Raw genomic sequence first — 25,144 nt, forward strand, 5'->3', positions numbered from 1 at the left:
CGGTCGCGGCGGCGTAGCCCACACCGACGTCCATCGCGGGTCCGCTCGGTCCGAGGAGTCGACACCCCGTCCATCGGAATCCGGCTCGGCTCCCCTGCAAACAGTTAAGCCCCGTGGCGTGCTATCACCTCTCGAACGAATGTACGACCGGATTCTCGTGCCGACCGACGGCTCCCCGGAGACCGAGCGCGCGGTCGCGCACGCCGCCGACCTGGCGGCCACCCACGGCGCGGACCTCCGCGCGGTGTACGTGGTCAACTCGGCGTCGTTCGCGGGGCTGCCGATGGAGACCTCGTGGGAGAACGTCGACGACGTGCTCCGCGAGGAGGGCGAGTCGGCGCTGTCGCGGGTCGAGTCGGTCGCGGCCGACCACGGCGTCGCCGTGACCACGCACCTGCTGGAGGGCTCGCCGAGCAAGCGCATCGTGGAGTTCGCCGAGAGCGAGGACTGCGACCTCGTCGTGATGGGCACGCACGGCCGGGGCGGCATCGACCGCCTGCTGCTCGGGAGCGTGACCGAGGGCGTGGTCAGGGCGTGTTCGGTCCCCGTGCTCACGGTACAGGTCGGCGACGAGAACGACGCCGAGGGCGTCGACGACGGCTCTGACGGCGAACAGGTCGCAGTCGAGTAGTCGAGCGAGCGGGTCAGGCCGGTCGCAAGTGCTCGCAGTCGCCGGCGTGGACCCGCTCGCGTCCGTCGTCGGTCTCGACGACGAGCGCGCCGGGGAACGCCACGTCCACGGCCTCGCCGACTACCGCACCGCTCGGCGTCGCCACCCGGACGCGCCGGCCCAGCGTGGCCGAGCGCTCGCGCCACGCCGCGAGCGCCGCTTCGGGGTCGCCCCGCAGTTCGTCGAACCGCTCGAGCACGCGCTGAACGAACGCCCGGCGGTCGACCCGCCCCACCTGTTCGGCGACGCTGGTCGCGTCCGGCGGGAGGGCGTCGGCCGCGACGTTGGCGTTGACGCCGACGCCCACGACGACCCACGAGACGCGGTCGGCCTCGCCCTCCATCTCGGTCAGGACGCCCGCGAGCTTTCGGCCGCCACGGTCGCCCGCCGCGGCGTCGCCCCGCCCGTCGTCCGAGCGCTCGCTCGGCTCGGTCACCAGCACGTCGTTGGGCCACGTTATCTCCGCGGGGACGCCGGCCTCGCGCGCGGCGTCCGTGACGGCGACCGCCGCCGCGAGCGTGAGCGCGGGCGCGTGAGCCGGCGGCAGGTCGGGTCGGAGCACCAGGCTCAGCCAGACGCCGCCCGGCGGCGACGACCACTCGCGGTCGAGCCGACCCCGGCCGCCGGTCTGCTCGTCGGCCAGCACCGCCACGTCGGCGGCCCCCTCGCGAGCGAGTTGTCGGGCTCGGTCGTTCGTGCTCGCGACGGCGTCGTGGTGCTCGACCGAGAACGGCGCGTCGAGGCCGAACTCGACCGCGGGGCCGCCGTACTCCGGGACGCCGTCGAGCGCGTAGCCCGCGTCGGTGCTCGCTATCTCGAACCCGGCCTCGCGGAGCGCCTCGACGTGTTTCCACACCGCGTTGCGCGAGACGCCGAGGTCGTCCGCGAGGTCGGGACCGGCGACCGGTCCGTCCGCGAGCGCACGCAGGACGTTCCGGCGCGTGTCGTTCATGGTCGAGCTAGAGGCCACGGAGACAAGAATCGCTTGCTTCCGGGCTCACGCGAAACAGTCCACCGGCTCGCTCGTCGCCCACGGGTCGGGGTCGAGCGCGTCATCGTCGTCGGGGCGACCGGTCCGGGCCGCGCGGACGAGGACCGACTCGTCGACGTAATACGACGCGAACACGGTCGGCGAGCCCCCGAACACCGCGGTTGCGCCGGGTTCCCGAACGGTCTCGACGTAGGTGTATCGGACGCGAGCAACGGCGGCAGCACAGTCGTACTCGGGCGGGGCCGACCGGCCGGCTCCCGACGAGTCCCCGCCGTTCGGGTCGGCGGAGTCGCCGAGGCAGCCGGCGAGCGGAACCGTCGCGGTGTCGGCCAGCGCGAGGACGCGGCGGCGGGAGGCTCGACCATCGAGTCGACCGACCGCCCGAAAAATGTCTTCTCGCTGCAGCGTCCGGCGGTCCGAGAACGGAGCGTGTCGAGCGTCGGACGGCGCTACTCCACGACGACCAGCACGTCGCCCATGTCGACGCTGTCGCCCTCGCCGACCGCGACCTGCGTCACGGTGCCGCCCCGCGAGGCCACCACGTCGTTCTCCATCTTCATCGCTTCGAGGACGCAGACCACGTCGCCGGCGGCCACCTCGTCGCCCTCCGAGACGTTCACGTCGAGGATGGTGCCCTGCATCTCGGCGGTGACGCTCTCGCCCTCGGCCTGGGCGGCGGAACTGCCGCCGTCGCTGTCGCCGCCCCCGCCGCCAGCCGGCTGGGGTTTCTCGCCGCCCGAACTCCCGCCCGCGTCGCCGGCCGCCGGAATCGCGGCCGCGCCGCGCTCTTCGAGGTTCACGTCGAAGCGCTTGCCGTTGACCTCGACCGTGAACTCGCGCTCGACGACCTCCTCGTCGTCGGCCGCGCCGGCCCCGCCAGCGTCGGTGCCCCACTTTTCCTGGGCCTCGTCGATGCGCTCGGGGTCGAGGTGTTCGTCGAGGTACTTCGTGGTGTGGGTGCCCGAGACGAACGCCTCGTCGGTGAGCATCAGCCGATGGAACGGGACGATGGTCGGGATGCCCTCGACGTCGTACTCGGCCAGCGCGCGCTTCGACCGGGCGATACACTCGGTGCGGTCGCTCCCGTCGACGATGAGCTTCGCCACCATCGAGTCGTAGTCGGTCACGAGGTCGTCGCCCTGCCGGAGCGCGTCGTCGACACGGACGCCGATGCCGCCCGGCGGGTCGTAGGTCGAAAGCTGGCCGCCGGTCGCGGGTGCGAACTCCTCGGCGGCGTTCTCGGCGTTGATGCGGAACTCCATGGCGTGGCCCTCCAACTCGACCTCGGACTGGTCGAAGCTTATCTCCTCGCCGGCCGCGACCCGGAGCTGTTCTTTCACGATGTCGATGCCGGTCAGCTCCTCGGTGACGGTGTGTTCGACCTGAATCCGGGTGTTGACTTCGAGGAAGTAGAAGTCGGCCTCCGGGCCGAGGAGTTCGCCGTCCTCGCGGTCGGGGTCCTCCTCGACGAGGAACTCGAACGTGCCGGCGTTGGTGTAGCCAGCCGCGTCCGCGCCCCGGCGGGCGGCCTCGGCGATCTGTTCGCGCAACTCGTCGGTCAGCGCGGGCGAGGGGCCTTCCTCGATGACCTTCTGGTGGCGACGCTGGAGCGAGCAGTCCCGCTCGCCGAGGTGGCGGACGTTGCCGCGCTCGTCGGCGACGATCTGGACCTCGATGTGGCGGGGGTTTTCGAGGTACCGCTCCAGATACACGTTGTCGTTGTCGAAGTACGCCTCGCCCTCGCGCTGGGCGGATTCGAGCTGGTCGTCGGCCTCCTCGGCGCTCCGGACGACCTTCATCCCGCGACCGCCGCCGCCGCCCTCGGCCTTGATGGCGACGGGGTAGCCGTGTTCGTCGCCGAACTCGGTGACCTCCGCCGGGTCCTCGACCGGGTCGGTCGTGCCGGGCACGATGGGGACGTCGGCCTCCCGCATCGTCTTGCGGGCGTGGGTCTTCTCGCCGAGTTGCTCCATCGCGTCGGCCGAGGGGCCGACCCACGTCACGCCGTCGGTGTCCTCGACTGTGCCCGCGAACTCGGCGTTCTCCGCGAGGAAGCCGTAGCCGGGGTGGATGGCGTCTGCGTCGGCCTTCTTGGCGGCCTCGACGACCGCGTCGTGGTCGAGGTACGAGTCGGCCGCTCGGGCCGGCCCGACGTTGTACGCCTCGTCGGCGTACCGGACGTGGCCCGAGTCCTTGTCGGCCTCGCTGTACACCGCCACGGTGTCGACGCCGAGTTCCTCGCAGGCTCGCATCACGCGGACCGCGATCTCGCCACGGTTGGCGACCAGCACCTTGTCGAACATTCTTGGCGGCAAATATACGGGTCGGTCACCTCATTCTATCGGTTCGGGACGGCCGAGACGACCGTTCGTCCACGCGCGATGGTGGAGCGGTCGACGGAACGGCGGAAACGCCATCGTCTGCGAGGCCGTCTGATGGGGTGGAATCCCGGACGCTCGGACTACGCCCCGACCACGCGACCCATCACCTTCGCCTCGGCCGTCCGAAGGAGGGTCGAGGCGGTACTCTCGGCGCAGTCGAGTCGGTCGGCCACGCGGGACAGGCCCGCGTCCTTCGGCACCTCGTAGTAGCCAAGTTGGGCCGCGACCGAGGCGGCCTCGAACTGGCGGTCGGTCAGCGACCCCGCGACCGTGCCGTGGCGGCGGTCGTACTCGCCGATCTCCTCGACGGTCGCGGTAATCGCCTCGGGGAAGTCGTCGAGCAGCGCCTGCAGGTCGTCTGACCCGCCGACGACGGTAAATCGCATGTCGCCCTCGCCGGTGTACTCGATGGGCGGGACCACGAGCAGGTGGCGGTCGGCGAACGCGGCCCGGAAGTTGCGGTCCGAGTCGCGGGACACCTGCCGGACGTAGGCGTAGAACGACCGGTCGTCGATGGGCGTCAGCGTGAACGACGCGACCGACTCGACGCCCGAGATGGCGTCCCGGTAGGGGTCGAGGTCGCCCTCGACGTAGAACAGCGCGTACTCGACGTCCTCGCCGTGGAGCAGGTTCCACGCCAGCAGTTCCTCGCGCTCGACCGCGTCGGCGTCGGCGACGAAGTTCTGCATGGGGTGCCTGCTGGCTCGCGGTTGGTCCAGCGTGAGCGTGAGGTAGTTCACGCCCGAGGCTATCGGACCGAAGTACTTAAAGAACCTAGGAAGGTCGGCAGAAGTTCCATCGACGCGCGCCCGGAAGGACGACACATGAGCGAAGCCACTCACACGAACGACGCGTCCGGCGCGCGCGACCCGCCGCGGCTCGACGGCTGGCCGCTGGTCGGCAACACCGTGGCGTTCGCCCGCGACCCGTTCGCGTTCTACGACCGGCTCGATTCGACGGGCGACGCGGTGTGCTACAGCATCGCGGGCGACGAGTTCTGCACGGTGTTCGAGCCCGAGTACGTCCAGCGGATTCTGGTCGAGGAGAACGAGCGCTACGTGAAGGCCCAGGCGTTCCGGCAGGCGGCCGCCGGGTTCGCCGAGCAGGGCCTGCTGCTGACCGAGGGCGAGGTGTGGCGCGACCAGCGCGTCCGAATCCAGCCCGCGTTCACGCCCGACCGAATCCAGCAGTACGCCGACGCGATGGTCGAGTACGCCGAGCGGACCGCCGAGGACCTCGCGAGCGAAGCCGGGGCGGCCGAAAACATCGTCGACGTCGGCGAGGCGATGTCGGAACTCACCCTCCGGATTCTGGCGAAGTCGCTGCTCGACGTCGACGTCGCCGACCGCAGGGCGGTCGTCCGCGAAGCCACCGAGGCGCTCAACGACCGGGGCGACGCCGGCGGCGCGTCGGCGTTCGTGCCCGACTGGGTGCCGACGCCGAAGAACCGCCGGTTCCGGCGCGCGATGACGGCGTTCGAGCAACTGGTCGACGACCTCGTCGACGACCGCAGGGACGCCGCCGGCGAGCACGACGACCTGCTGGCCCTGCTGCTCCACGCCGAGGGGCCGGACGGCACCACGATGTCCGAGGACGCGGTCCGCGACCAGATGGTGACGTTCCTGTTCGCGGGCCACGAGACGACGTCGCTGGCGCTCACCTACGCGTGGCACCTGCTCGGTCGCAACCCCGACGCCGCCGCGCGGCTCCGGACCGAACTCGACGACGTTCTGGGCGACCGACGCGCGACGATGGCCGACCTGCCCGACCTCGACTACACCGACCGGGTCGTCACGGAGGCCCTGCGGCTGTATCCGCCCGCCTACGTCATCTTCCGCGAGCCGACCGAGGACGTCCGGCTCGGCCCGTACCGCGTCCGGGAGGGGACCAACGTCACGCTGCCCGTGTTCAAGATTCACCGCGACGAGCGGTTCTACGACGACCCCGACGCGTTCCGACCGGAGCGCTGGACGGACGAGTTCCGGGCCGAGCTTCCGGAGTACGCCTACTTCCCCTTCGGGGGTGGCCCGCGCCACTGCATCGGGATGCGCTTTGCCAGAACCGAACTCAAGCTCGTCTTGGCGACGCTGGCCCGCGAACTCGCCTTCGAGCCGACCTACGATGGCGACCCCGACCTCACCATGGCCGCGACGCTCCGACCCGACCAGCCCATGGAGATGCGGGTCGAGCCCCGCTGAATCCCGGGTCGACGCCGGCCCGCCCGGGCCTTCGCGGGCGCGTCTCTATGTGGTGTGATACCACACCGCAGTAACGCTTATTCTCGAGTCGCCGGAACCGTCGGTTACGATGACCGACATGGACCCCCGAAACTACTACGACGAGTTCGGCGAGGACGAGTGGGAGCGGCTGGACCGCGACCCCGTGACCCGGATGGAGTTCGAGAACACCACCGACTACCTCGACGACCACCTCCCCGAGACGGCGTCGGACCCCGAGTCGTCGGTCCCCGTGCGCGTCCTCGACGTGGGCGGTGCGGCGGGCCGGTACGCCTGCTGGCTGGCCGAGCGCGGCTACGAGGTGACGCTGGTCGACCTCTCTGCCACGCAGGTCGACCTCGCCCGGGAGAACGCCGCCGCTCGCGGCGTCGCCGACCGGGTCACGGCCCGGCAAGGCGACGTGCGCGACCTCGACTTCGGGACCGACGAGTTCGACGCGGTCTGCTGTCTCGGCGGGCCGCTGAGCCACGTCGTCGACGACGCCGAGCGCGCGACCGCGATGGCCGAACTCCGGCGGGTCGCTCGGCCCGATGCACCCGTCTTCGTCTCGGTCATCGGCCGGCTGGCGATGCTCCGGGACATCCTCAAGTTCGTCGTCGAGGACTCCCACGGCCTGCTCGTTCCCGTCGCCGAGGACGGCGACTACACCCAGGCCCGCGTCGAGGAACTCGCCGACGGCGAGGGCTGGGCTGAGTGTCACGGCTTCCGGGCCGACGAGTTCGAGGCCGAACTGACGGACGCGGGGCTGACGGTCGAGACGCTGGTCGGACTGGAGAACGTGGCCAGCCGGATGAAACGCGAACTGGCCGACGCCGACGAGGCGGCGCTCGACGACGTGCACGCGGTCGTCCGACTGCTCCGGGAGGACCGGACCGCCGTGGACTGCTCCGAGCACATGCTGGCGGTCTGTCGAGCGTGAGTCGCCGACGCGGTGCCGGCGCGGGCCCGCCCGGCTCCGGACCCGTCCGAATCGACGGCGTGGCTACGGAGCGGGGTTCTCCGGACGGCTCCCGAGTTCGATGTCGACGGTCCGCCGGCTCCCGTCCCGAAGGATGGTGAGTTCGACCGTCTCGCCCGGCGCGGCCTGCAACGAGAGGTAGCTCCCGAGGTCCTCGGTGGTGGTGAGTTCGGTGCCGCCGATGGTCAGCAACACGTCGCCCCCGACCGGCATGCGAGCGCCCTCGATTAGTTCCGTCTCGCTGCCCTGGAGCACGCCCTCGCTGGGGCCGCCCGAGACGACGTTGGTCACCAACAGCCCCCGAGCCTCGTCGAGGTCGTTCGCCTCGGCCACGGTCGGCGTGACGTTGGTGAACGAGACGCCGACGTAGGCGTGGTCGTAGTCGCCGGTCTCGATCAGTGCCGGGACGACCCGCTGGGTGAGCGCGGCCGAGATGCCGAACGCGATGTTGTCCCCGCCCCCGGAGTTGATGACCGCGACGACCCGGCCGTCGAGCGACATCAGCGGGCCGCCGCTGTTGCCCGGGTTGACGGCCGCGTCGGTCTGGACCGCGTCCGGAATCCGGTAGCCGGTCTGGGCCGGAATCGACCGGTCGGTCCCGCTGACGACGCCCGTGGTCAGCGAGCCGTTCAGGTTGTACGGGTTGCCGATGGCGGCCACCTCCTGTCCGATGGTGGGTTCGCCCTCGATGAACGGAAGCGGGGTCGCCGAGGCGGGGACGTCCTCGACCGCGATGGCCGCGAGGTCGCTGTGCGGGTCGGTACCGACGACCTCGGCCTCGCTCCACTGCCCCTCGCTGAACCGGACGTCGACCGACGACGCGGAACCGACGACGTGGTCGTTCGTGACGACGTGCGAGTCGTCGAACACGAACCCGGTCCCCTGTCCCTGGGCGGCCCGGACCATGACGACCGAGTCGACGGCGTTCCGGTACAGTTCGGTGTACTCGCTCGGGGCCGACTCCGGGGCCTCGGTCGTCGGCGGCGAGTCCGAGGTAGTCGCGTCCTGGGCGGGCGCTGATGCGCCGCACCCGGCGAGTCCAGCAGCGACTGCGGTCCCGCCGAGTGCGAGGAATCGGCGACGGTCGAGCGTCGAGTCTGACATCTTACTGCGGGTTGGGACTGTACGCCCGTATATCTTGTCCGACGCGGGAAAGCGTCCGGCCGCGCGCGGGCCTCGACCGTCGTCGGCCGGAACCCTCGCGCCGGTCAGAAGCGGTCGGCCCGTCCCGAGGCGGCCCACGCGTCGGTCGGCGCGCTAGTCGGGACCCGACCGGTGCGGCCCTGCAACCCCCGGAGGCGGCCGGCGAACGACCACCGTTTGCCGTCCCACGATTCCGCCTCGCTCTCGTCGGCTGCCGCGGCGGCCGCCTGCGCCCGGAGGTGCGCGCGCACGGCGGCCGCGATGGCAGCGGCCTCCTGGTCGGTCGCGTCGGCGGGCACGTCGAGGGCCGCGTCGGCGAGCGGCGACTCGCCGCTCGCGGCCCCACCGGCGGCCGACTCCCCGTCGGCCTCCGTCTCCGCCCGGGCGTCGGTGTGGGATTTGGCCATGTCAGAGCGGGATGTTGCCGTGTTTCTTGTCGGGCTGTTCGTCGCGCTTGCTCGACAGCATCTCCAGGTCGTCTATCAGCCGCGGCCGGGTCTCGGGCGGTTCCAGCACGTCGTCGACGAAGCCACGGTCGGCCGCCGTGTACGGGTTGGCGAACTCCTCGCGGTACTCCTCGATGAGTTCCTCGCGGCGGGCCTCGGTGTCCTCGGCCGCGTCGAGTTCGTCGTCGTAGAGGATGTTGACCGCGCCCTTCGGCCCCATCACCGCGATTTCGGCGGTGGGCCACGCGTAGTTGACGTCCGCGCCGATGTGTTTCGACGCCATCACGTCGTAGGCCCCGCCGTACGCCTTCCGGGTGATGACCGTCATCAGCGGGACGGTCGCCTCGGAGTAGGCGTACAGCAGTTTCGCGCCGTGGCGGATGATGCCGCCGTGTTCCTGGTCGGTGCCGGGCATGAAGCCCGGCACGTCCACGAACGTCAGGATGGGGACGTTAAAGGAGTCACAGAAGCGGACGAAGCGCGCGCCCTTCTGGGAGGACTCGATGTCGAGCGTGCCGGCGTTGACGCGGGGCTGGTTGGCGACGATGCCGACCGACCGGCCGTCGAGGCGCGCGAAGCCGACGACGATGTTCTTGGCGTAGCCCTCCTGGACCTCGAAGAACGAATCCTCGTCGACCACGCCGTCGATGACCCGATTCATGTCGTAGGGCTTGCGGGGTTCGTCGGGCACGACCGAGGTGAGTTCGTCGTCGCGGCGCTCGGGGTCGTCGTACGGCTCGACGCGGGGCGGGTCCTCGACGTTGTTCTGCGGGACGTACGACAGCAGGCGGCGGATGTCGTCGAGCGCCTCCTTCTCGTCGGACTCCGAGAAGTGCGCCACGCCGGAGGTCGACTCGTGGGTCTTCGCGCCGCCCAGCTCCTCGAAGCTGACCTGCTCGCCCGTGACCGTCTCGATGACGTCCGGGCCGGTGATGAACATGTGGCTGGTGTCCTCGACCATGAACACGAAGTCCGTGATGGCGGGCGAGTAGACCGCGCCGCCCGCGCACGGCCCCATGATGGCCGAAACCTGGGGGATGACGCCGCTGGCCTCGGTGTTGCGCCGGAATATCTCGGCGTAGCCCGCCAGCGAGGCGACGCCCTCCTGAATCCGGGCACCGGCCGAGTCGTTCAGCCCGATTACGGGCGCGCCTACCTCCATCGCCCTGTCCATCACCTTGCAGACCTTCTCGGCGAACACCTCGCCGAGCGACCCGCCGAACACGGTGAAGTCGTGGGCGAACACGAACGTCTTCCGGCCGTTGACCTCGCCGTAGCCCGTGACCACGCCGTCGCCTTTGACCTGTTTGTCCTCCATCCCGAAGTTGTGGCTCCGGTGGGTCCGGAGCTGGTCGAACTCGTTGAAGGTGCCGTCGTCGAGGAAGTAGTCGATGCGCTCGCGCGCGGTCATCTTGCCCTTCTCGTGCTGGGCCTCGATGCGGTCCTCGCCGCCGCCCTTCAGCGCCTCCTCGCGGAGCTCCCGGAGTTCCTCTATCTTGTCGTCCATCGTCATTCGGGGTCCCTCCGATGGCCTCTCATTGGCCGAGGTGAGGGCGAGGGACCGGAAAAACGTTGCTAAAAGGGGTGGGGCGAACGCCGCCCGCTCAGTCCGTGTACGGTTTCTCGATGCCGCGGTCGACGCTGACGAGCGCGCTCATGCGCCGGGTGACGCCGTCGAACAGCGTAACCAGCGGGGAGAGCGTGCGCTCGACCAGCCGAATCGGCGACGCCACGGTCAGCGACCACTCCTCGGCGTTGCCGAGTCCGAACGCCTTCGGCACTATCTCGCCGAATATCAACACGAGGACGCTGGTGACCGCCGTCGTCACGACGACCGTGGGACCCGCCGAGAGGTATCCCGCGACGAGGACGGTCACGATGCTCGATATCATCACGTTCACCACGTTGTTCCCGACCAACAGCGTCACGAGCAGCCGGTGGGGGTCGTCGTGGAGTTCCTTCAGCACGCGCGCTCGGTCGTCGCCGGTGGTCGCCTGCTCGTCGACCCACGCCTTCGGGAGCGAGAACATCGCCGTCTCGGAACTGGAGAAGAACGCGCTACAGGCGAGCAGAACGAGAGTCGCCGCGACCCCGGCTACCGTAACTGTCGGACTTGCCATGCCCGTCGTTCGGCGAGGACGGCCAAGAAATCGTCGCCGCGCGTCGGCGCGAGCGACGGGACTAACCGCGAGTCTGCTGGATTCGGAGCGGCCGGCTCGCGACCGCCGAAGGTCACGGGGCGACTCGCTCAGAACGTCACGCCCGCCAGCGCCAGCAGGTTGGCCACGAGCGTCGCCAGCAAGAACAGCGGCAGAATCGTCCGGACCGACCAGAGCCACGCCGGCCCGACCGACCGAACGTACCGGCCCGCGCCGGTCGAGTACTCCGCGAGCGCGTCCGACCCGAGCACCCAGCCGACGAACAGCAGGAACCCGACCAGCCCGGCGGTCAACATCAGGTCGACCAGCGGCCCCGAGACCACGGTGAACAGGCCGGGCGAGAGCGCGTTCGCGCTCCCGGTGACCAAGACGAGTCCGGCGAGCGCGCCGGTGGCGGTCCGGCGCTCGATTCCGTGTTCGTCCACCAGATACGCGACCGGAATCTCCAGAATGCTGATGGCCGACGACAGCGCCGCGAGCGCCACCACGCCGAAGAAGGCGACTGCGAGGACTCGCCCGAGCGGGAGTTCGGAGAACGCGCCCGCGAGGCCGACGAACAGCGCGCCCGGCCCGCCCTCGGCCGCCGCTCCCGACACCCCGCCGACCGTCGCGAACAACAGCGGAAAGACGACCAGTCCCGCGAGGACGCCGATGGCGGTGTTGAGCACCGCGATGACGCTCCCGTCGAACGCGAGGTCGTGGTCCTCGCCCAGATACGAGGCGTAGGTTATCATGGTGCCCACGCCCAGCGAGAGGGTGAACAGCGCCTGCCCGGCGGCCGCGCCCAGCACGTCGAGGAAGTTGGCCCGGAGGTAGGCCGCGTCGAAGTCCAGATAGAACGACAGCCCCGGTCCGGCGCCCGAGCGCGTGACCGCCCACCCGGCCAGCGCGACCAGCAGGACGACGATTGCGGGCATCATCAGCGTGGTCGCGCGCTCGATGCCGTCCCGGACGCCGCCGAGGACCACCAGCGCGGTCACCCCGAGGAAGGCGACGTGAAACCCGGCGGCCGGGAGTCCGAACCCGATGGCATCGAAGTACGCGCCAGCCGAGCCGAAGTACGACCCCGTGAAGCTGGCGAAGAAGTACCGGAGAATCCACCCGCCCACGACGCTGTAGAACGACAGCATGGCGATTGCGGTCACGACGCCGAACAGCCCGACCGCGCCCCACGACTTGGACCCCGAGGAGAGCCGGTAGAGCGCGCCCGCCGGGTTGCGCTCGGAGCGTCGCCCGATGACGAACTCCGCGACCAGGCCCGGAACGCCCACCAGCAGGACGACCCCGAGATACACCACCAGAAACGCGCTCCCGCCGTTCTCGGCGGTCATCCACGGGAAGCGCCAGAGGTTGCCCAGCCCGACCGCGCTCCCGACCGCCGCGAGGATGAACCCGACCCGCGTGCCCCACGATTCGCGTGTCATTTCGAGACAATCGCCAACCGGTCCCAAAGAGCGTTTCGAACCGGCGGGCGGCGAGTTTTGCGGTCCCCGAGGGTCGGCCGACGATTTGCCGTCGTTCAGTTCCGGCCGCGAAGCGCGACGAGCGCGGCGAGCGCGACCGCGAGGAGTGTCGCCGGCGCGCCGAAACCGGGGACGGGGACGGCGCTGTCGTCTTCGAGGTCGCTCTTCTCCTGAACGTCGGGATCGCGCGGGGCGTAGTCCTCGGAGTCGACGACGCCGTCGCCGTCGCTGTCCTGCAGTCCCGAGGTGGTCGGGTCGGAGGGGCCGGACTCGGTGGCCTGATTCGACTGGGCGGTCGAGTCGGACCCGGCGGTGGTGGCCGACGTTGCGGTGTCGCTCGATCCGGTGGCGGCCTGCGTCGTCGCGGCCGTGGTCGCCTCGGTGGCCAAACTATCCGTGCCGCGCTCGATGGTTAGCGACCACTCGCCCGGCTGCTCGCCGACGGTCTGTAGCTGGAGGCAGGTCGGCTCGTCGGTGTTCGAGTAGACGTGGAACCGATTGTCACCGGTTTCGGCCCGATGGAGGTCGCTGTAGAACTCGGCCGAGGGGTTGGCGCTGAAGTCGTTGTAGTTGTCCACGGCGAACATCTCCCCGGTGTCGTACGGCAGGACCGGATAGTCGGCGCTCGACCCCATTTCGCCGAGTTCCTCGTGGTCCTCGGAGGAATCGAGTTCCCGGTCGAGGCCGCGTATCGTCGCGTCCTGGCTGTGGAAGTGCGCGGGGTCGCTGATGGTCATCGAGTCGTTGCGGGCCGAGTTAGCCCAGTCGTTGAAGACGCCGATGTACTCGTTCGGTTCGCGGTCCTCGTGGCCCTTCTGGACGACCGACCGGTTCAGGCTGAACACCCGGAGTTCGGAGTCGGACGACGACCCCGTGAACGACAGCGTGACGGTTATCCCCTCGCCGTTGGGCACGTCGAACGCCAGCGCGTCGGTGTCGCTCGGCGTGAGCGACCCCGAGTACGACCCCGGCGAGCGTATCTCGGTCCGGTCGCATCGGTCGGGAACCTCCTGTGCCACCGCCGGTTGCGGAACCGCGACCGACGCCACGACGAGCGCGACCAGCAACGCAGTTCGCTTCATGTATCCGGCTGTCGGATGTCGGTGACTTATACTATTCTGATAGCTGGAAAATTGCTTCCTGCTGTCGGAATCGCCCAGTCGGTGACAGTTCCCAACTACTTCCGTCCTACACCCACGGGACCGCCGGCATCTCGTAGAGCGTGTTCGCGCCCAGCACGAGCGTCCCCAGCACGCCGAGGAGGACGAAGGTGCGGAGCATCCAGAGCCACGCCGGGGCGGCGCGCGGGAGGCCGCCGCTCCCTTTCCGAAGCTCCTCGACGGCGACGGGACCGAGCGCCCACCCGACGAAGACGACGCCCAGCAGCACCGAGACGGGGAGGAGGACCTGATAGGCCACGGTGTCGAACCACGTGAGCCACGCGGTGTCGCCCGCCGAGAGCGTCCCGACGAGGAACAGCCCGCCGCCGAGGCCGAACGCGGTCGCCTTCCGGTCGACGCCGTAGCGGTCCACGACGTAGGAGGTGACGACTTCGAGCAGGCTGATGGCCGACGAGAGCGCCGCGACCAGCACCACGAGGAAGAACACGACCCCGACCGCCCGGCCCGCCGCGCCGAGGTCCGCGAACGCCGAGGCGACCGCGACGAACAGCGCGCTCGCGCCCCCGCCGGCCGCCGTCTCCGAGACGCCGCCCTGATGGGCGAACAACAGCGGAATCACCACGAGGCCGGCGAGCAGGCCGACCAGCGTGTTCAACACGACGATGGTGCCGCCGTCCGAGACCAGGCTCTCGTCGCCGTCGATGTACGACGAGTAGGTTATCATCGCGCCCATGCCCAGCGACAGCGAGAAGAACGCCTGGCTCACCGCGAACGGAATCACGTCGCCGGGGTTGGCGAACAGGTACTCGAAGTCGGGCGCGAGGTAGAACGCGTAGGCGTCGGCCACGCCGGGCAGGGTCGCGGCGTACATCGCCAGCCCGACGAGGATGAGGAGGATGCTGGGCACCATCAGCTTGGTCGCGCGCTCGATGCCGTCCTCGACGCCGAACGCGACGATAGCAGCCGTAAGCAGCATGAAGACGCCGTGGAGCGCGACCGCGTCGAGACCCGCCGAGACCGCGCCGAAGTAGTCGGCGGGCGCTCCGAAGTACGCGCCCGTCGCGCTGCCGAACACGTACCGGATGACCCACCCGCCCACGACGCTGTAGTACGACAGTATCCACATCCCGATGAACAGCCCGAGCGCGCCCACGACCGTCCAGTGCGGGCGGTTCAGTCGCTCGAACGCCTCGACCGCGTTGCGCTTGGCCCGGCGTCCGACGACGAACTCGGCCAGAATCGCCGGCAGGCCGATGAGGACCGCCGCGAGCAGGTAGACGAACACGAACGCCGACCCGCCGTTGGTGGCGGTCTTGAACGGGAACTGCCAGATGTTACCTAACCCCACTGCACTGCCCACGGCGGCGAGGATGAACCCGAGCCTCGTCGCCCACGTCTCTCGCTCCGTCATGTGTGACAGTGGGTAGCGACCGGACGTGAAAAGGGAACCGATTCGACGGAGGGCAGTCAATTTTACCGGTGCCGATTCGAGAATATTTCGCGGGCGAGCCGACGCCCGGCGTTCGGGAACGAGCCGGGGTCGGACGACGACCGGAAACGCCGCGTCACCGCCGGGCGACAGCTTCTTCCGACACCGCCGAGAGGTCTCCGACGAGATGCGCGAATCGTTCCGTCGCGGCCTGCCGTTCTTCCTGACGGTCGCGCTCCCGGCGGTCGGGGCCCTCGACTGGCACGCCCGGACCGGCTGTGAGAGCTGTTACGGGACCGGCTTGCCGCTGACGCTCGGCGCGTTCGCGCTCGCGCTGGCGGTCGCCGGAGCGTTCGCGGCGCTCGCGCTCGCGCTCCTCTCGCCAGCCATCGACCGCGCGCTCGACGCCCGGTTGGGTCGCGTGCTGTTCGACCCGCCGACCCGGACGCTGGCGGCGCTGGTTCCCGTGGTCGGGGTCGCGCTCGCGGCGGCTAGACCTCTGTTCGCGGGGCAACTGACCGCCGACCCGGCGGTCTGGCTCGCGCTCGCGCTCCCGTACTACCCGTTCGCGCTCGCGCTCGTTCCGCCGTTCGCGCTGCTGACCGGCGTCGAGTCGATGCACGCGGGCGGCGTCCCGCTGTTCGTCGCGCTCGCCGTCGGGCTGTTGGCCGCGAGCGCGCTCGAAGTGGCGTGGCTCTACCTGCTCTCGTCCGGCGTCGGCCGGGCGGCTCACCGGGTCGCGTCGAGCAGGAACTCCGCGAGCGAGTAGCCCGCCCAGTCGGGACGGTCGACGCTCGCGTCACCCCACTCGGAGAACGCGTAGACCGTCCGACCGTACTCGCGGGTTCGGTCCGAGTCCTCGCCCGACAGATGCGAGATACCGCATTCGAGCCGCCGGAGGTGGCCGGCGTCCCGGTCGACGACGAGGGTGAGGTTCGCCCGAAGGCCGTCCTCGCGTGCCGTCTCCGACAGGTCGGCTCCCGTCGTGATGGCGTACGCCGCGCCGGTGTCGTTCACGCGCAGGACGACCGCGCTGGCGTTCTCGCGGACGACGGTCACGTTCGCGTCCCGGACCGCACTCCAGTTAGCGTGGACGCCGTAGAAGGGGGCCGGCGACTGCGCCCCGGAGAAGCTACATCGGTCGGGCCGGCGGTCGTTCGTCTCGTCGGGTCGCCCGTCGGCGGCGTCGTCCGTCCGCACGGTCCAGCTACAGTGGTCGGTTGCGAAGGTGAGCGGTCCCGAACTCGGACGCGCGAGCAGTCGGTTCTCCGACCCCTCGACGGTGACCCGGAGGAACACCCGATAGTCGTCGGAGCCGTCGCTCGCGCCCGCCTCGTCGTTCGACTCGGCCTCGCCGTCCGACGCCGTCGGGACCCGCCACTCGACGGCGTAGTCGCGGTCGTCGAGCTGTGCGAGCGCGTCGTAGGCCACCTCGTCGGGCGGCTCGGAGAACGCGACCTCGTGGGCGTCGCCGGCGCTCGGGCGGGCGAGGTGGACGCCGACGACCCCGGCGACGCTCAGCGACGCGAGGAGGACGGCCAGCGCGACTCGACGGCGCATATCTCGGCCAATCCACGGGGACGTGATAAACCCTCAGGCCTCGCCGTACACCGGCACCGCCGCGCCGCTGGTGACCGAGGCGGCGTCCGAACACAGCGCCAGCACGGTCTCTACGATGTCGGCTGGGTCGACCCACGAGTCGTGGTCGGCGTCGGGCATCAGCTCGCGGTTGGCGGGCGTGTCGATGACGCTGGGCATGACCGCGTTGGCCCGCACCGCGCCCGTCTCCTCCTCGACGATGGTCTCGGTCAGCAGGCGCACGCCCGCCTTCGACGCCCGGTAGGGACCGTCTGCCGGTGTCCTCGTGAGCCGATGCGAACGAGGGCTCGTCAGAGCTCGCCTCCCACGGTGGAGGCGAGCGCGTTTATGCGCTCGCCGAAGCTGGGGCGGCGTGAGGCTCGCGGTCGCGGTGCGGATGCAGGTGCGGATGCAGGTGCGGGTTCGGGTTCGGGTACGGTCACTCATCGGTCTCGGCAGTAGCTAGCGTTCGGGTTCGAATCACAATGTGGAAAGCGACCGCGACCGTCTCCGGGACGGTGACCGCGTCCGGGACCGCGACCGCGTCCGGGACGGTGACCGCATTCGCTACCGCGACAGCGCGGCGAGCGATGCTTGAGCCTGTGAGGACCCCAGCCGCCACCGCAACAGCAACCCCAGCCGCCACTGCAACAGCAACCGCAGCCGCCACCGCAACAGCAACCGCAGCCGCCACTGCAACCACAACCGCCACCGCAACCACGACAGCAACGGCACAGCGAGTCACGCTTGAGCCTATGAGAACCGCAACTGCGACCGCAACAGCAACCGCAACTGCGACCGCAACAGCAACCGCATCCGCCACCGCAACAGCAACCGCATCCGCCACCGCAAACTCACCACCGACTCACTCCTCGTCGGTCGGAACCACCGTCTTGCCCGTCGCCTCCGGAATCACGGTCCGGTCGGCGTCGACCCACTCGCGGTCGAGTTCCCGGCCCTCGAACAGCCGGTCCAGGAACACCGCGAGCCCCGCCACCTCCGAGTGGGGCTGGTTGGTGACGCCGACGTTCCAGTCGGCGGCCTCGTACACGTCGAACGGCACCTTCTGGGAGCCGACCACGACCAGCAGCGGCTCGCCGGCCTCGGCGTGGGCGTCTCGAACCTCGCCGATCACGTGCTGGACGCGCTCGCCGTACATCGTGAGGTGGACGACCCGGCCGTCCCACTCGCGGACGATTGCTCGGGGACTGTCGGTGCGCTCGACCGCGAACGGGCCGCCGAACCGGTCGGTGATGTCCGCGACGGTGTCCTCGGACTTGCCGGCGTCCCCGCCCAAGATTGCGCGATCGGCCCCAAGCGCCCGCGCGGTCAGCCCGACGTGGGTCGTCATGCGCTCGTCGCGGCCGGGCCGGTGGCCGAGCCGCAGGACCGCGACCTCGGGTTCGCCTTGCATGGTCGCCACTCGGCGGCGCGGGGGTTAGGGGGTTTCGGAACGGTGCCGAGTCGTCACCGCGAGCGCGACAACAGCCCGAACACCACCAGCGCGGCGTTCGTGGAGCTGTACGGGTCCTCGAGCACGTACGAGTAGACGAACAGGAACGCGAAGTACAGCACCACGAGCAGGCCCAGCATCTTGAGCCGGAACGTCCGGAGGTCGTCGGTCTCGCCCGCGTAGGTCTCGCGGAACGCCTCGCGGCGGTCGTCGTCGAGTCGCTCCCAGTGGTCGAGCCCCTCGTGGAGCACCAGCAGTCGGTCGCTCTCCAGCGGGCGGCCACAGTACGGACACGCGGCGGGCGACTCGCCGGGGGGGACTCGCGTCTCGTAGGCTGCGCGTTCGGGACGGTCGGTGGTGTCGGAGTCGGTCATGGTGACGGAATCACTCGGTCAGACGAACGGCGGCTCCGCGCCCGGCGCGGAGACGATCCAGAGGCTGGTCATGGTGTACAGCACCATCACGACGACGAACGGGTACTGGCTCCGGACCGCCTGCAGGCGGCCGGGGAACACCTCGTACGCGCTCGCGTGGGCGACCCACACCGCCAGCAGGTGGCCCAGCAGCACGAACGCGACCGCCAGCCCGCCGAACCAGTCGGGCAGGACGAGCATCGAGGGGTTGAGCGGCGGGTTCGACGGGCTCGACAGCGCCGAGGCCAGCGCGGGCGACAGCGATAGGAAGTACCCGAGGAAGTGCGCGAGGTGGTAGCCCGCCGCGATGGGCAACAGCGACGGCGCGAACCGGCGGGCGATGGCCCCGACCGTCAGGTAGGTGTCGGCGGTCCGCCGGGCGTAGCGGGCGGCGGCCCAGTAGGCCCACAGGAACAGGCCGAAGCCCGCGACCAGCGCGACCGGGTAGACGACCATCGCGGGCACGCCCGCGTTCACCACCGGGCGGGCGACCTCGCCCCACAGCGGCGTGCCGACGAAGCCGTCGTAGGTCGTGACCCACAGCACCGCCACCACGAACGCCACCTCGTCGGCGTCGTCGACGAGTTTGGGCTCGGCCAGCGCCGCGCCGGGCGGCCGGAGCTGTAGCCCGTCGTCGGTGTACCGCAGCGGCGCGACCCGGCCGTAGTACCGGAACACCCGCGCGACGGGGTCGACGTGGCCGAACCACGGGTCGGGACCGAACGCGAGCGCGCCGGCCAGCGTGACGGCCGAGTAGCCCACGACGACCCACGCCAGCAGTCGCGGGTCGTCGGCCAGCGGGCTGATGACCTCGAGCCAGATGAGCCCGAGCAGCCCGACCACGCTGGGCCACGCGCCCAGTTTCTCGGGGTAGTCGCGGTCGAGCGAGGGCAGCCAGTCGGCCAGCGCGCGCCACGGATTGAGCGCGGGCCAGGTGTTGCCCACGAGGTAGACGGTGGCGGCGTAGCCGGCCCACCAGCCGACCCACACCACCAGCACGGCCAGGTTCCGGAGCGAGTCGTCCGGGCCGACGAAGCCGGCGGCGACCACCACCACCAGCGCCGCGACCGAGGCGAGCCGGGTCGCGGTCGTCAGCTTCGCCAGCGGCGCGCGAGCGACCCGCCGCCAGTCGTGTATCGCGCGTATCAGCGCTCGGTCGGTGACGAAGCTGGCGAGCAGGAACGACGCGCCAACGACGCCACCCCCGGTCAGCAGGAACAGCCACGTCGGCACCGACATGCTCCCGGAGGCGGCGCGCAGGCTCCCGCCGTGGGCGAGCGCGGTCCCGACGAAGCCCGTTCCTGCGGCCAGCGCCGCCGTCAGCGCGACCAGGCGGGCCCGAACGGTCGGACGTCTCATCGCCGGCTGTTGGGCCGGTCGTGACTTGTCGCTTCCGGACCGCTGGCGCGCCAGCAGCGTTTTATGGACCCGAGTGGTACGGGCCGTGGGGAGATTCAGCGTGGAACGTCAAGACAGGCCGACAGGTCCGGGAGAGCAGGGATTGGGAACCGAAGCGGCGTCCGGCCGGCACGCCGACGACATCGCGGAGATGGACATCACCGAGCCGACCGTGACGTGGCTGGAGGTGTCCCATCCCCAGCAGCCGATTCCCATCGGCGAGAACGACCGCGTGCTGGACAGCCACTTCAACGAGCAGTACGACGTGTGGGAGGTACTGCTGGTCGCGCTTCCCGGAGAAGACGACGAGGACGAGGACGACTGATTACAGCATGTCCTTTTCCTTCAGCCCCGCCAGCAGGTCGTCGACGAGTTCGTCGACGTTCTCGTAGGGGAACTCCTGAACGCCCGAGAGCTTCGTCGACAGTTCCATCGCCGTGAACTCGACGTCGCCCGCCTCGAACCGCGTGCCCGGGCCGTCGGGGAGCGCGGGAACGAGGTCCATCGGGTTGTTGACGGGGAAGTCGGCTTCCTCGAACGCTTCCGTGAACTGCTCGCGGAGCTCGGCTTCGGTTTCGTCGTCCACCATACCCGGTTGTGAGTGGCGGTTCGGGCAAAAGGGTTCCGGAACAACGTAGAATCTGTTGTCCGTTTACTCCGCGACGGCGAGGCTGCCCGTCGAATCACGGCCGTCCGCCGCGGACCGTCCGGCCGGCGTCGCCCCGGAGCGAGCCAAACAGCGGCGTCTCTCCGAATGCGGCCCAAACAGCCGCGTCGCCGTGACCAGCCGAGACAGCGTCCGAACTCGCTGTTATGGTCGGATTACCCGGCCTCGGAGCCGGGAAACCCGCGATTACCACGAAACTGCCGGTGCTTACCGGAACCCGCATCCGAGCGCAGATGATTGATAAACTGGTAATCAGACATTGAAAGCGAATCGGTGGGTTTTTGAATAAGTAATTATCCATTGAAAGACGCATGGCACGCGACAAGACGGCACGCGAACGCGACCAGAGCAGGCTATCGGTCGACAGACGTTCCTTCCTCGGAGCCGCCGGCGCAGGCGTGGCCTCCGCGCTGGGCGTCGGCGCGCTCACAGGCGGTGCGAGCGCGGCCGAGTACGAGACGGTGACGGTCTCCTCCGGGCAGACCGAGAACTTCAGTCTGGGGAGCGGTGACACCCTCGAAAACGTCCTCATCGACGTGACCGCCGACGGCGCGGGCGTCTCGATTCGGGCGAGCGGCGACGACTGGACCATCCGGAACGTCGGCGTCAAGGGCCCCAACGACTCCGGGCCCGAGAAGCTGTTCGTCCCGAGCGTCTCGGCGGGCGGCTCCGCGCTGGTCGAGAACTTCTACATCGGCGACGGCACCTCCATCATGGGCGGGAGCCGACAGGGCGGCGTCTGGGTCGCCGCCAACGACCACCGCGGCGAACTCACCTTCCGGAACGTCAACATCGGCCACTGGGCCGACAACGGCCTCTACGGTAGCGGCCCCGGCCTCCAGCTCGGCGACTCGGGCGGCGTCGTCAAGGTGGAGAACTCCATCGCCAAGAACAACAACATCGCGGGGTTCCGCCTGAGCGGCGACGGGAGCTACGTCAAGAACTCCACCATCGTCAGCACGGACGACGTCCCGTCGGCGTCGTTCGGCACGAACTCCCGGGGCATCTGGGCGAAGGACACCGGCGACGTGCTCGTGGAGAACTGCGACATCGTGATGACCGGCCCCGACGCCACGCACGCCGTCAGGGCCAGCCACGGCGCGAGCGCCACCGTCCGCAACTGCCGCGTCACGGGCGAGTACTACGGCGACGTGAGCACGGAGAACGTCACGGGCGACCCGACGACAGCCGCACCCGAGGGGTGTCCGACCACGGCCGAGGAGGCCGCCAGCGGCTCCTCGAGCGCGGGCACCGGCAGTTCGAGCGGCGTCGAGAGTTCGGACGACGCCGACGACGAGCAGACGACCACGGACCCCGACGAGGATGCGGCGGGCGCAGTGCTCGAACTGGTCTCGGGCTCGAATGCGTCGAACGCCGGCTACGAGTTCACGGTCGAGGGAAGCGTCACCAGGCGCACCTCGGCCGACGACGTGGCCGCCGAGTCGGGCGACGAGGTGGCCGAGAACGGCGACGGCACGGTGACGGTCTCGGGCGTCGCCGGCAACGGCTACGGCGACTCGTTCCTCGTGGACGGCGACGTGGTGTCGATGGACCTCGACGAGAGCCAGTGGACGCTCCGGTACGACGGCGCGGAGGTCGCGGTCGACGACCTCGTGCTCCCCAACAAGCTGGTCGTCGACGGGAGCAACCACCCCAGAGTCGCCTGCTCGTACACCTTCGAGGTCAGCGGTCAGGCTCGAAAGAGCGCCGCTCTCGGGTCGGTCAACGACTACGACACCGTCTCCGACGGCGAGATATCCGGGCGCATCATCGGGGGCACGGACGGGTACCGGTTCTCCGGCGAGATAACCGGCTTCGACCTCGACGGTCCCGCGCGGGTGCGTGTCGAGGACGGCTCCTAATCCGACCTGTCGGTCGAGCGCTTTTTCCGAGGAAGTCTAGGCCGACCGTTCCGAACCCACAATCGAGGCGTATCGTCTGGGGCGTCGGCGACTGTCAGTGGCTACCGCGGCCGAACGCGCCCCAGAACAATGGCCGGGCGCGTGCAACTGCGGCGCGCATGAGGTACCTGTTCTTCACCAACACGCCCGCCCACGTCCACCTCTACCGGAACGCGGTGGCGGAACTCGACGCGCGCGGTCACGAGGTGCTGGTGGCGGCCCGCGACTACGGCTGCACGCTCGACCTGATAGAGTACTACGACCTGCCCCACGTCGTCTACGGGGAGCTCGACACCACCAAGTTCTCGCTCGCCCGGGAGTTGCCCGCCCACTACGCCGCCCTCGTCCGGGAGGCGCGGTCGTTCGACCCCGACCGCATCTTCGGGATGGGCGCGTACGCCGCCCACGCGGGGCTGGTCACCGGCGCGTCGGTCGTGCTCGTCACCGATTCGGAGACCACTCACCTCGACCACGCGGTGTCCCGGCCCTTCGCCGACGCTTTCCTCACGCCCCACAGCTTCGAGAAGGACCTCGGCGAGAAACACCGCGTCTTTCGGGGCTTCAAGGAGTGTGCGTACCTCCACCCCGACGAGTACGAGCCCGACCCGGACGTCCGCGAGGAGCTGGGCGTTGGGCCCGACGAGGAGTACGTCGTCGTCCGGCTCAACGCCTTCGGCTCCCACCACGACGTGGGCGAGGCGGGGTTCACGCCGGAGAAGCGCCGCCGACTGCTCGAGGAACTGGCCGAGCACGCCACCGTGTTCGTCTCCGACGAGGGCGGCGAGCTGGACCTCTCGGCGGTGCCGGCCCGCCCCTACGACCTCCACCCCGCGCGCATCCACGACGCGCTGGCGGAGGCGTCGCTGCTGGTCGGCGACACCCAGACCATGGTGACCGAGGCCGCGCTGTTGGGTACGCCCGCCGTCCGGTCGAACTCCTTCGTGGGCGAGGACGACATGGGCAACTTCCGCGCGCTCGAACGCGCGGGACTGGTGTCCAACCTCGAATCCTTCGGCCCGGTGCTCGACGTCGCCGTGGACCTGCTCGAACGCGACGGCGTCGCCGACGAGTGGGCCCGCAAGCGCGAGTCGTTCCTCGCGGACAAAGTGAACCTCACTGACCTCGTGGTGCGGGTGGCGACCGACCCGACCGCGCTGGAGTCGCTCCCCCGGGGGCGTCCGGAGGGCCGGGTGACCAGCGAACCCTCCGTCTGACCAGCGATACCCCTGAACGTACCGCGAACGGGGGCGACGGCGCGGCACGAATGCCGCGCCGTCGCCCGAGCGGCCCGCGGAACCCTCGACGGAGCGCTGGCGGCGCGCCGGAGGCCTGACGACTGGTCGAGCGGTTGCCAGAGAGCCGGCCGCGCGTCTCGTCGCGCGGCCGCGACCGGACCGGGCGACAACCGCGAGTTCCGAGCCGTGGCTCGCTTCGCCCGTCGAGCCAGCACCCGGTCGTAGGTCGTATCGAAAGTATAGAGTACCCGCCACCGTAACCCCCGGGTATGAGCACGGACGGAAGCGAGTCGGCCACGCGGCGCGGCTTCCTGCGGACCGCCACGGGAGCGGCAGCCGTGAGTGCAGCGGGAACTGCATCGGCGCAGGACGACGAGGGCGGCGACGACGGCGGCGGTGGCGGCACGGAGGAGGTCGTCGTCGGTCCCGGCGGCGACCTCTCGTACGACCCGGATTCGCTGACCATCCAGCCGGGAACGACGGTGGTGTGGACGTGGGACTCGGACAACCACAACGTGGTGGCGAGCGCCCAACCCGACGACGCCGACTGGAGCGGCACGGAGGGCGGGGACAGCGAGACGTACAACACCGGCCACGAGTACGAACACACGTTCGAGGTCGAGGGCGACTACGAGTACTACTGCACGCCCCACCGACAGGCCGGCATGACCGCATCCATCACCGTTTCGGCCGACGCCGGCGGCGGGGAGCCCGCGGGGCCGGCCATCCCGTCGAGCGCCAAGATTCTGGGCGTCGCCACGACGGCCGCGATGGTGTTCACGCTCGGGCTCGCCTACTTCTTCATGAAGTACGGCGGCGACTACGCCGACGTCGGGGAGTAGGCCGGGCGCGTCCCTCTTCTACACCGAGTCGGGCGAGTCGTGCAGCGTCAGGTCCACGTCCCGACGCTCGCCTTCGAGGTCGGCGACGATGCGGGCGACCACTTTCTCGGCCTCGCTCAGGACGAGCGGTTTCACCTTCTCGACCACCCAGTCGAGCGAGACGAGCCGCGGCAGGTCGAGCATGTCCGAACTCGCCGAGTCGGCGTCGAACTCGATGACCAGCCGGACCCGCGAGGCGCCGTCGGCGTCGGCCGGCGCGGCCTCGTCGGCGGTCGCGTCGGGTGCGGACTCGACCACCCACGCGCCGTGGGCGTGGAGGTCCTCGACGATGCGCCACTCGATGCGCTCGGGCGGGGTGGTGTCGGTCACCGCCGACCGGACCACGTAGTTCAGCTTCCACCACTCCAGATGGATGTCGTACTCCGTGCCGGCGTCGCCCTCGCCGTGGCGCTCGACCCGGTCGAGGTACTCCGAGTAGCGCGCGTACCCCTCGAAGTCCACGAGGAACTCGTAGGCCGTCTCGGGCGGCACGTAGACGACGGTGCTGAGTTCGACGCTGTCCACGCTGGCGGGGTTGGTCCGAGTACGGCGTAAACCTTCCGGCAGGGCGGCGGTCCGGCCCGACGCCGGTGCGCTCGCGGGTCGACGCCGAATCCGGC

26 protein-coding genes and 1 pseudogene are annotated in these 25,144 nt (G+C 70.0%); 8 read left to right on the forward strand and 19 right to left on the reverse strand.

Going from position 1 to position 25,144, the window contains the following annotated elements; all coding sequences use genetic code 11:
* Positions 1 to 139 precede the first annotated feature (139 nt).
* Complete coding sequence (locus tag EPL03_RS07405) at positions 140 to 631, forward strand: universal stress protein (RefSeq protein WP_135828720.1); 492 nt, start codon at positions 140 to 142, stop codon at positions 629 to 631.
* Positions 632 to 644: 13 nt separating this feature from the next.
* Here EPL03_RS07405 and EPL03_RS07410 read toward each other — a convergent pair whose 3' ends face one another.
* From EPL03_RS07410 to EPL03_RS07420, 4 genes are all read right to left on the reverse strand, one after another.
* On the reverse strand, positions 645 to 1,622 hold the full coding sequence (locus EPL03_RS07410) for a biotin--[acetyl-CoA-carboxylase] ligase (RefSeq protein ID WP_135828721.1): 978 nt from the start codon (positions 1,620 to 1,622) through the stop codon (positions 645 to 647).
* A gap of 45 nt (positions 1,623 to 1,667) precedes the next feature.
* A complete protein-coding gene (locus EPL03_RS20625) occupies positions 1,668 to 1,796 on the reverse strand; it encodes a hypothetical protein (RefSeq protein ID WP_280178836.1) in 129 nt (42 codons plus the stop codon).
* Between the two features lie 314 nt (positions 1,797 to 2,110).
* Positions 2,111 to 3,964: an acetyl-CoA carboxylase biotin carboxylase subunit gene (locus EPL03_RS07415; RefSeq protein ID WP_135828722.1), complete on the reverse strand. Its 1,854-nt coding sequence runs from the start codon at positions 3,962 to 3,964 to the stop codon at positions 2,111 to 2,113.
* A gap of 158 nt (positions 3,965 to 4,122) precedes the next feature.
* The gene (locus tag EPL03_RS07420; protein ID WP_244605219.1) at positions 4,123 to 4,782 is read right to left on the reverse strand and encodes a helix-turn-helix domain-containing protein; all 660 of its coding nucleotides are present in this window, start codon (positions 4,780 to 4,782) and stop codon (positions 4,123 to 4,125) included.
* Positions 4,783 to 4,866: 84 nt separating this feature from the next.
* On the opposite strand from EPL03_RS07420, the gene EPL03_RS07425 reads away from it, so the two are divergent.
* Together EPL03_RS07425 and EPL03_RS07430 are read left to right on the forward strand one after the other, a co-directional pair.
* Positions 4,867 to 6,240 (forward strand): cytochrome P450, encoded by a 1,374-nt coding sequence (locus EPL03_RS07425; RefSeq protein ID WP_135828723.1) that lies wholly within the window; start codon positions 4,867 to 4,869, stop codon positions 6,238 to 6,240.
* Positions 6,241 to 6,349: 109 nt separating this feature from the next.
* Entirely contained in the window at positions 6,350 to 7,198 is an 849-nt protein-coding gene (locus EPL03_RS07430; RefSeq protein ID WP_135828724.1) for a class I SAM-dependent methyltransferase, read from the forward strand.
* 63 nt (positions 7,199 to 7,261) lie between these two features.
* On the opposite strand, the gene EPL03_RS07435 is transcribed toward EPL03_RS07430, so the two are convergent.
* The 7 genes from EPL03_RS07435 to EPL03_RS07465 all read right to left on the reverse strand — a co-directional run bounded on the left by EPL03_RS07435 (position 7,262) and on the right by EPL03_RS07465 (position 14,980).
* A complete protein-coding gene (locus EPL03_RS07435) occupies positions 7,262 to 8,341 on the reverse strand; it encodes a S1C family serine protease (protein WP_135828725.1) in 1,080 nt (359 codons plus the stop codon).
* A gap of 104 nt (positions 8,342 to 8,445) precedes the next feature.
* Positions 8,446 to 8,787 (reverse strand): hypothetical protein, encoded by a 342-nt coding sequence (locus tag EPL03_RS07440; RefSeq protein WP_135828726.1) that lies wholly within the window; start codon positions 8,785 to 8,787, stop codon positions 8,446 to 8,448.
* A gap of 1 nt (position 8,788) precedes the next feature.
* The gene (locus EPL03_RS07445; RefSeq protein WP_135829524.1) at positions 8,789 to 10,333 is read right to left on the reverse strand and encodes an acyl-CoA carboxylase subunit beta; all 1,545 of its coding nucleotides are present in this window, start codon (positions 10,331 to 10,333) and stop codon (positions 8,789 to 8,791) included.
* A gap of 97 nt (positions 10,334 to 10,430) precedes the next feature.
* The gene (locus EPL03_RS07450) at positions 10,431 to 10,946 is read right to left on the reverse strand and encodes a DUF21 domain-containing protein (protein ID WP_135828727.1); all 516 of its coding nucleotides are present in this window, start codon (positions 10,944 to 10,946) and stop codon (positions 10,431 to 10,433) included.
* Between the two features lie 128 nt (positions 10,947 to 11,074).
* On the reverse strand, positions 11,075 to 12,409 hold the full coding sequence (locus tag EPL03_RS07455) for a sodium-dependent transporter (RefSeq protein WP_135828728.1): 1,335 nt from the start codon (positions 12,407 to 12,409) through the stop codon (positions 11,075 to 11,077).
* A gap of 95 nt (positions 12,410 to 12,504) precedes the next feature.
* Positions 12,505 to 13,530 carry a hypothetical protein gene (locus EPL03_RS20310; RefSeq protein WP_210424934.1) on the reverse strand — a complete coding sequence of 342 codons (1,026 nt, stop codon included), beginning with the start codon at positions 13,528 to 13,530 and terminating at the stop codon, positions 12,505 to 12,507.
* Positions 13,531 to 13,636: 106 nt separating this feature from the next.
* Entirely contained in the window at positions 13,637 to 14,980 is a 1,344-nt protein-coding gene (locus EPL03_RS07465) for a sodium-dependent transporter (RefSeq protein WP_135828729.1), read from the reverse strand.
* 205 nt (positions 14,981 to 15,185) lie between these two features.
* On the opposite strand from EPL03_RS07465, the gene EPL03_RS07470 reads away from it, so the two are divergent.
* Positions 15,186 to 15,767 carry a hypothetical protein gene (locus tag EPL03_RS07470; protein WP_135828730.1) on the forward strand — a complete coding sequence of 194 codons (582 nt, stop codon included), beginning with the start codon at positions 15,186 to 15,188 and terminating at the stop codon, positions 15,765 to 15,767.
* On the opposite strand, the gene EPL03_RS19885 is transcribed toward EPL03_RS07470, so the two are convergent.
* From EPL03_RS19885 to EPL03_RS07495, 6 genes and pseudogenes are all read right to left on the reverse strand, one after another.
* Complete coding sequence (locus EPL03_RS19885) at positions 15,728 to 16,558, reverse strand: hypothetical protein (RefSeq protein ID WP_168216208.1); 831 nt, start codon at positions 16,556 to 16,558, stop codon at positions 15,728 to 15,730. The genes EPL03_RS07470 and EPL03_RS19885 overlap by 40 nt on opposite strands.
* 33 nt (positions 16,559 to 16,591) lie before the next feature.
* Positions 16,592 to 16,852: pseudogene (locus EPL03_RS07480) on the reverse strand (SDR family oxidoreductase); the annotation flags it as partial.
* Positions 16,853 to 17,015: 163 nt separating this feature from the next.
* A complete protein-coding gene (locus EPL03_RS19890; RefSeq protein WP_168216209.1) occupies positions 17,016 to 17,423 on the reverse strand; it encodes a hypothetical protein in 408 nt (135 codons plus the stop codon).
* An 18-nt stretch (positions 17,424 to 17,441) separates the two neighbouring features.
* On the reverse strand, positions 17,442 to 17,990 hold the full coding sequence (locus EPL03_RS07485; RefSeq protein WP_135828731.1) for a tRNA (cytidine(56)-2'-O)-methyltransferase: 549 nt from the start codon (positions 17,988 to 17,990) through the stop codon (positions 17,442 to 17,444).
* Between the two features lie 53 nt (positions 17,991 to 18,043).
* Complete coding sequence (locus EPL03_RS07490; protein ID WP_244605220.1) at positions 18,044 to 18,403, reverse strand: DUF7410 domain-containing protein; 360 nt, start codon at positions 18,401 to 18,403, stop codon at positions 18,044 to 18,046.
* Positions 18,404 to 18,421: 18 nt separating this feature from the next.
* On the reverse strand, positions 18,422 to 19,801 hold the full coding sequence (locus EPL03_RS07495; protein WP_135828732.1) for a hypothetical protein: 1,380 nt from the start codon (positions 19,799 to 19,801) through the stop codon (positions 18,422 to 18,424).
* A 142-nt stretch (positions 19,802 to 19,943) separates the two neighbouring features.
* On the opposite strand from EPL03_RS07495, the gene EPL03_RS07500 reads away from it, so the two are divergent.
* On the forward strand, positions 19,944 to 20,165 hold the full coding sequence (locus tag EPL03_RS07500; RefSeq protein ID WP_135828733.1) for a hypothetical protein: 222 nt from the start codon (positions 19,944 to 19,946) through the stop codon (positions 20,163 to 20,165).
* Here the strand turns inward: EPL03_RS07500 and EPL03_RS07505 are convergent, their stop codons facing one another.
* Positions 20,166 to 20,429 carry an MTH865 family protein gene (locus EPL03_RS07505; protein ID WP_135828734.1) on the reverse strand — a complete coding sequence of 88 codons (264 nt, stop codon included), beginning with the start codon at positions 20,427 to 20,429 and terminating at the stop codon, positions 20,166 to 20,168.
* Between the two features lie 389 nt (positions 20,430 to 20,818).
* On the opposite strand from EPL03_RS07505, the gene EPL03_RS07510 reads away from it, so the two are divergent.
* The 3 genes from EPL03_RS07510 (at position 20,819) to EPL03_RS07520 (ending at position 24,485) form a co-directional block, all read left to right on the forward strand.
* On the forward strand, positions 20,819 to 22,369 hold the full coding sequence (locus tag EPL03_RS07510) for a right-handed parallel beta-helix repeat-containing protein (protein WP_135828735.1): 1,551 nt from the start codon (positions 20,819 to 20,821) through the stop codon (positions 22,367 to 22,369).
* Between the two features lie 158 nt (positions 22,370 to 22,527).
* Positions 22,528 to 23,622, forward strand: coding sequence for a DUF354 domain-containing protein (locus EPL03_RS07515; RefSeq protein ID WP_135828736.1), 1,095 nt, complete (start codon positions 22,528 to 22,530; stop codon positions 23,620 to 23,622).
* 290 nt (positions 23,623 to 23,912) lie between these two features.
* Positions 23,913 to 24,485, forward strand: a complete 573-nt coding sequence (locus EPL03_RS07520; protein WP_135828737.1) for a cupredoxin domain-containing protein — start codon at positions 23,913 to 23,915, stop codon at positions 24,483 to 24,485.
* Between the two features lie 18 nt (positions 24,486 to 24,503).
* Here the strand turns inward: EPL03_RS07520 and EPL03_RS07525 are convergent, their stop codons facing one another.
* On the reverse strand, positions 24,504 to 25,049 hold the full coding sequence (locus EPL03_RS07525; protein WP_135828738.1) for an SRPBCC family protein: 546 nt from the start codon (positions 25,047 to 25,049) through the stop codon (positions 24,504 to 24,506).
* Positions 25,050 to 25,144 lie beyond the last annotated feature (95 nt).

This window comes from Halorussus halobius, from assembly GCF_004765805.1.
GTDB classification, from domain to species: domain Archaea; phylum Halobacteriota; class Halobacteria; order Halobacteriales; family Haladaptataceae; genus Halorussus; species Halorussus halobius.

Excerpts from the sequence above, each read along its gene's own strand:
- EPL03_RS07405 (WP_135828720.1), top strand. The coding sequence starts at position 140 with ATGTACGACCGGATTCTCGTGCCGACCGACGGCTCCCCGGAGACCGAG.
- EPL03_RS07410 (WP_135828721.1), bottom strand. The coding sequence starts at position 1,622 with ATGAACGACACGCGCCGGAACGTCCTGCGTGCGCTCGCGGACGGACCG.
- EPL03_RS07415 (WP_135828722.1), bottom strand. The coding sequence starts at position 3,964 with ATGTTCGACAAGGTGCTGGTCGCCAACCGTGGCGAGATCGCGGTCCGC.
- EPL03_RS07425 (WP_135828723.1), top strand. The coding sequence starts at position 4,867 with ATGAGCGAAGCCACTCACACGAACGACGCGTCCGGCGCGCGCGACCCG.
- EPL03_RS07430 (WP_135828724.1), top strand. The coding sequence starts at position 6,350 with ATGACCGACATGGACCCCCGAAACTACTACGACGAGTTCGGCGAGGAC.
- EPL03_RS07435 (WP_135828725.1), bottom strand. The coding sequence starts at position 8,341 with ATGTCAGACTCGACGCTCGACCGTCGCCGATTCCTCGCACTCGGCGGG.
- EPL03_RS07440 (WP_135828726.1), bottom strand. The coding sequence starts at position 8,787 with ATGGCCAAATCCCACACCGACGCCCGGGCGGAGACGGAGGCCGACGGG.
- EPL03_RS07445 (WP_135829524.1), bottom strand. The coding sequence starts at position 10,333 with ATGGACGACAAGATAGAGGAACTCCGGGAGCTCCGCGAGGAGGCGCTG.
- EPL03_RS07450 (WP_135828727.1), bottom strand. The coding sequence starts at position 10,946 with ATGGCAAGTCCGACAGTTACGGTAGCCGGGGTCGCGGCGACTCTCGTT.
- EPL03_RS07455 (WP_135828728.1), bottom strand. The coding sequence starts at position 12,409 with ATGACACGCGAATCGTGGGGCACGCGGGTCGGGTTCATCCTCGCGGCG.
- EPL03_RS20310 (WP_210424934.1), bottom strand. The coding sequence starts at position 13,530 with ATGAAGCGAACTGCGTTGCTGGTCGCGCTCGTCGTGGCGTCGGTCGCG.
- EPL03_RS07465 (WP_135828729.1), bottom strand. The coding sequence starts at position 14,980 with ATGACGGAGCGAGAGACGTGGGCGACGAGGCTCGGGTTCATCCTCGCC.
- EPL03_RS07470 (WP_135828730.1), top strand. The coding sequence starts at position 15,186 with ATGCGCGAATCGTTCCGTCGCGGCCTGCCGTTCTTCCTGACGGTCGCG.
- EPL03_RS19885 (WP_168216208.1), bottom strand. The coding sequence starts at position 16,558 with ATGCGCCGTCGAGTCGCGCTGGCCGTCCTCCTCGCGTCGCTGAGCGTC.
- EPL03_RS07485 (WP_135828731.1), bottom strand. The coding sequence starts at position 17,990 with ATGCAAGGCGAACCCGAGGTCGCGGTCCTGCGGCTCGGCCACCGGCCC.
- EPL03_RS07490 (WP_244605220.1), bottom strand. The coding sequence starts at position 18,403 with ATGACCGACTCCGACACCACCGACCGTCCCGAACGCGCAGCCTACGAG.
- EPL03_RS07495 (WP_135828732.1), bottom strand. The coding sequence starts at position 19,801 with ATGAGACGTCCGACCGTTCGGGCCCGCCTGGTCGCGCTGACGGCGGCG.
- EPL03_RS07505 (WP_135828734.1), bottom strand. The coding sequence starts at position 20,429 with ATGGTGGACGACGAAACCGAAGCCGAGCTCCGCGAGCAGTTCACGGAA.
- EPL03_RS07510 (WP_135828735.1), top strand. The coding sequence starts at position 20,819 with ATGGCACGCGACAAGACGGCACGCGAACGCGACCAGAGCAGGCTATCG.
- EPL03_RS07515 (WP_135828736.1), top strand. The coding sequence starts at position 22,528 with ATGAGGTACCTGTTCTTCACCAACACGCCCGCCCACGTCCACCTCTAC.
- EPL03_RS07520 (WP_135828737.1), top strand. The coding sequence starts at position 23,913 with ATGAGCACGGACGGAAGCGAGTCGGCCACGCGGCGCGGCTTCCTGCGG.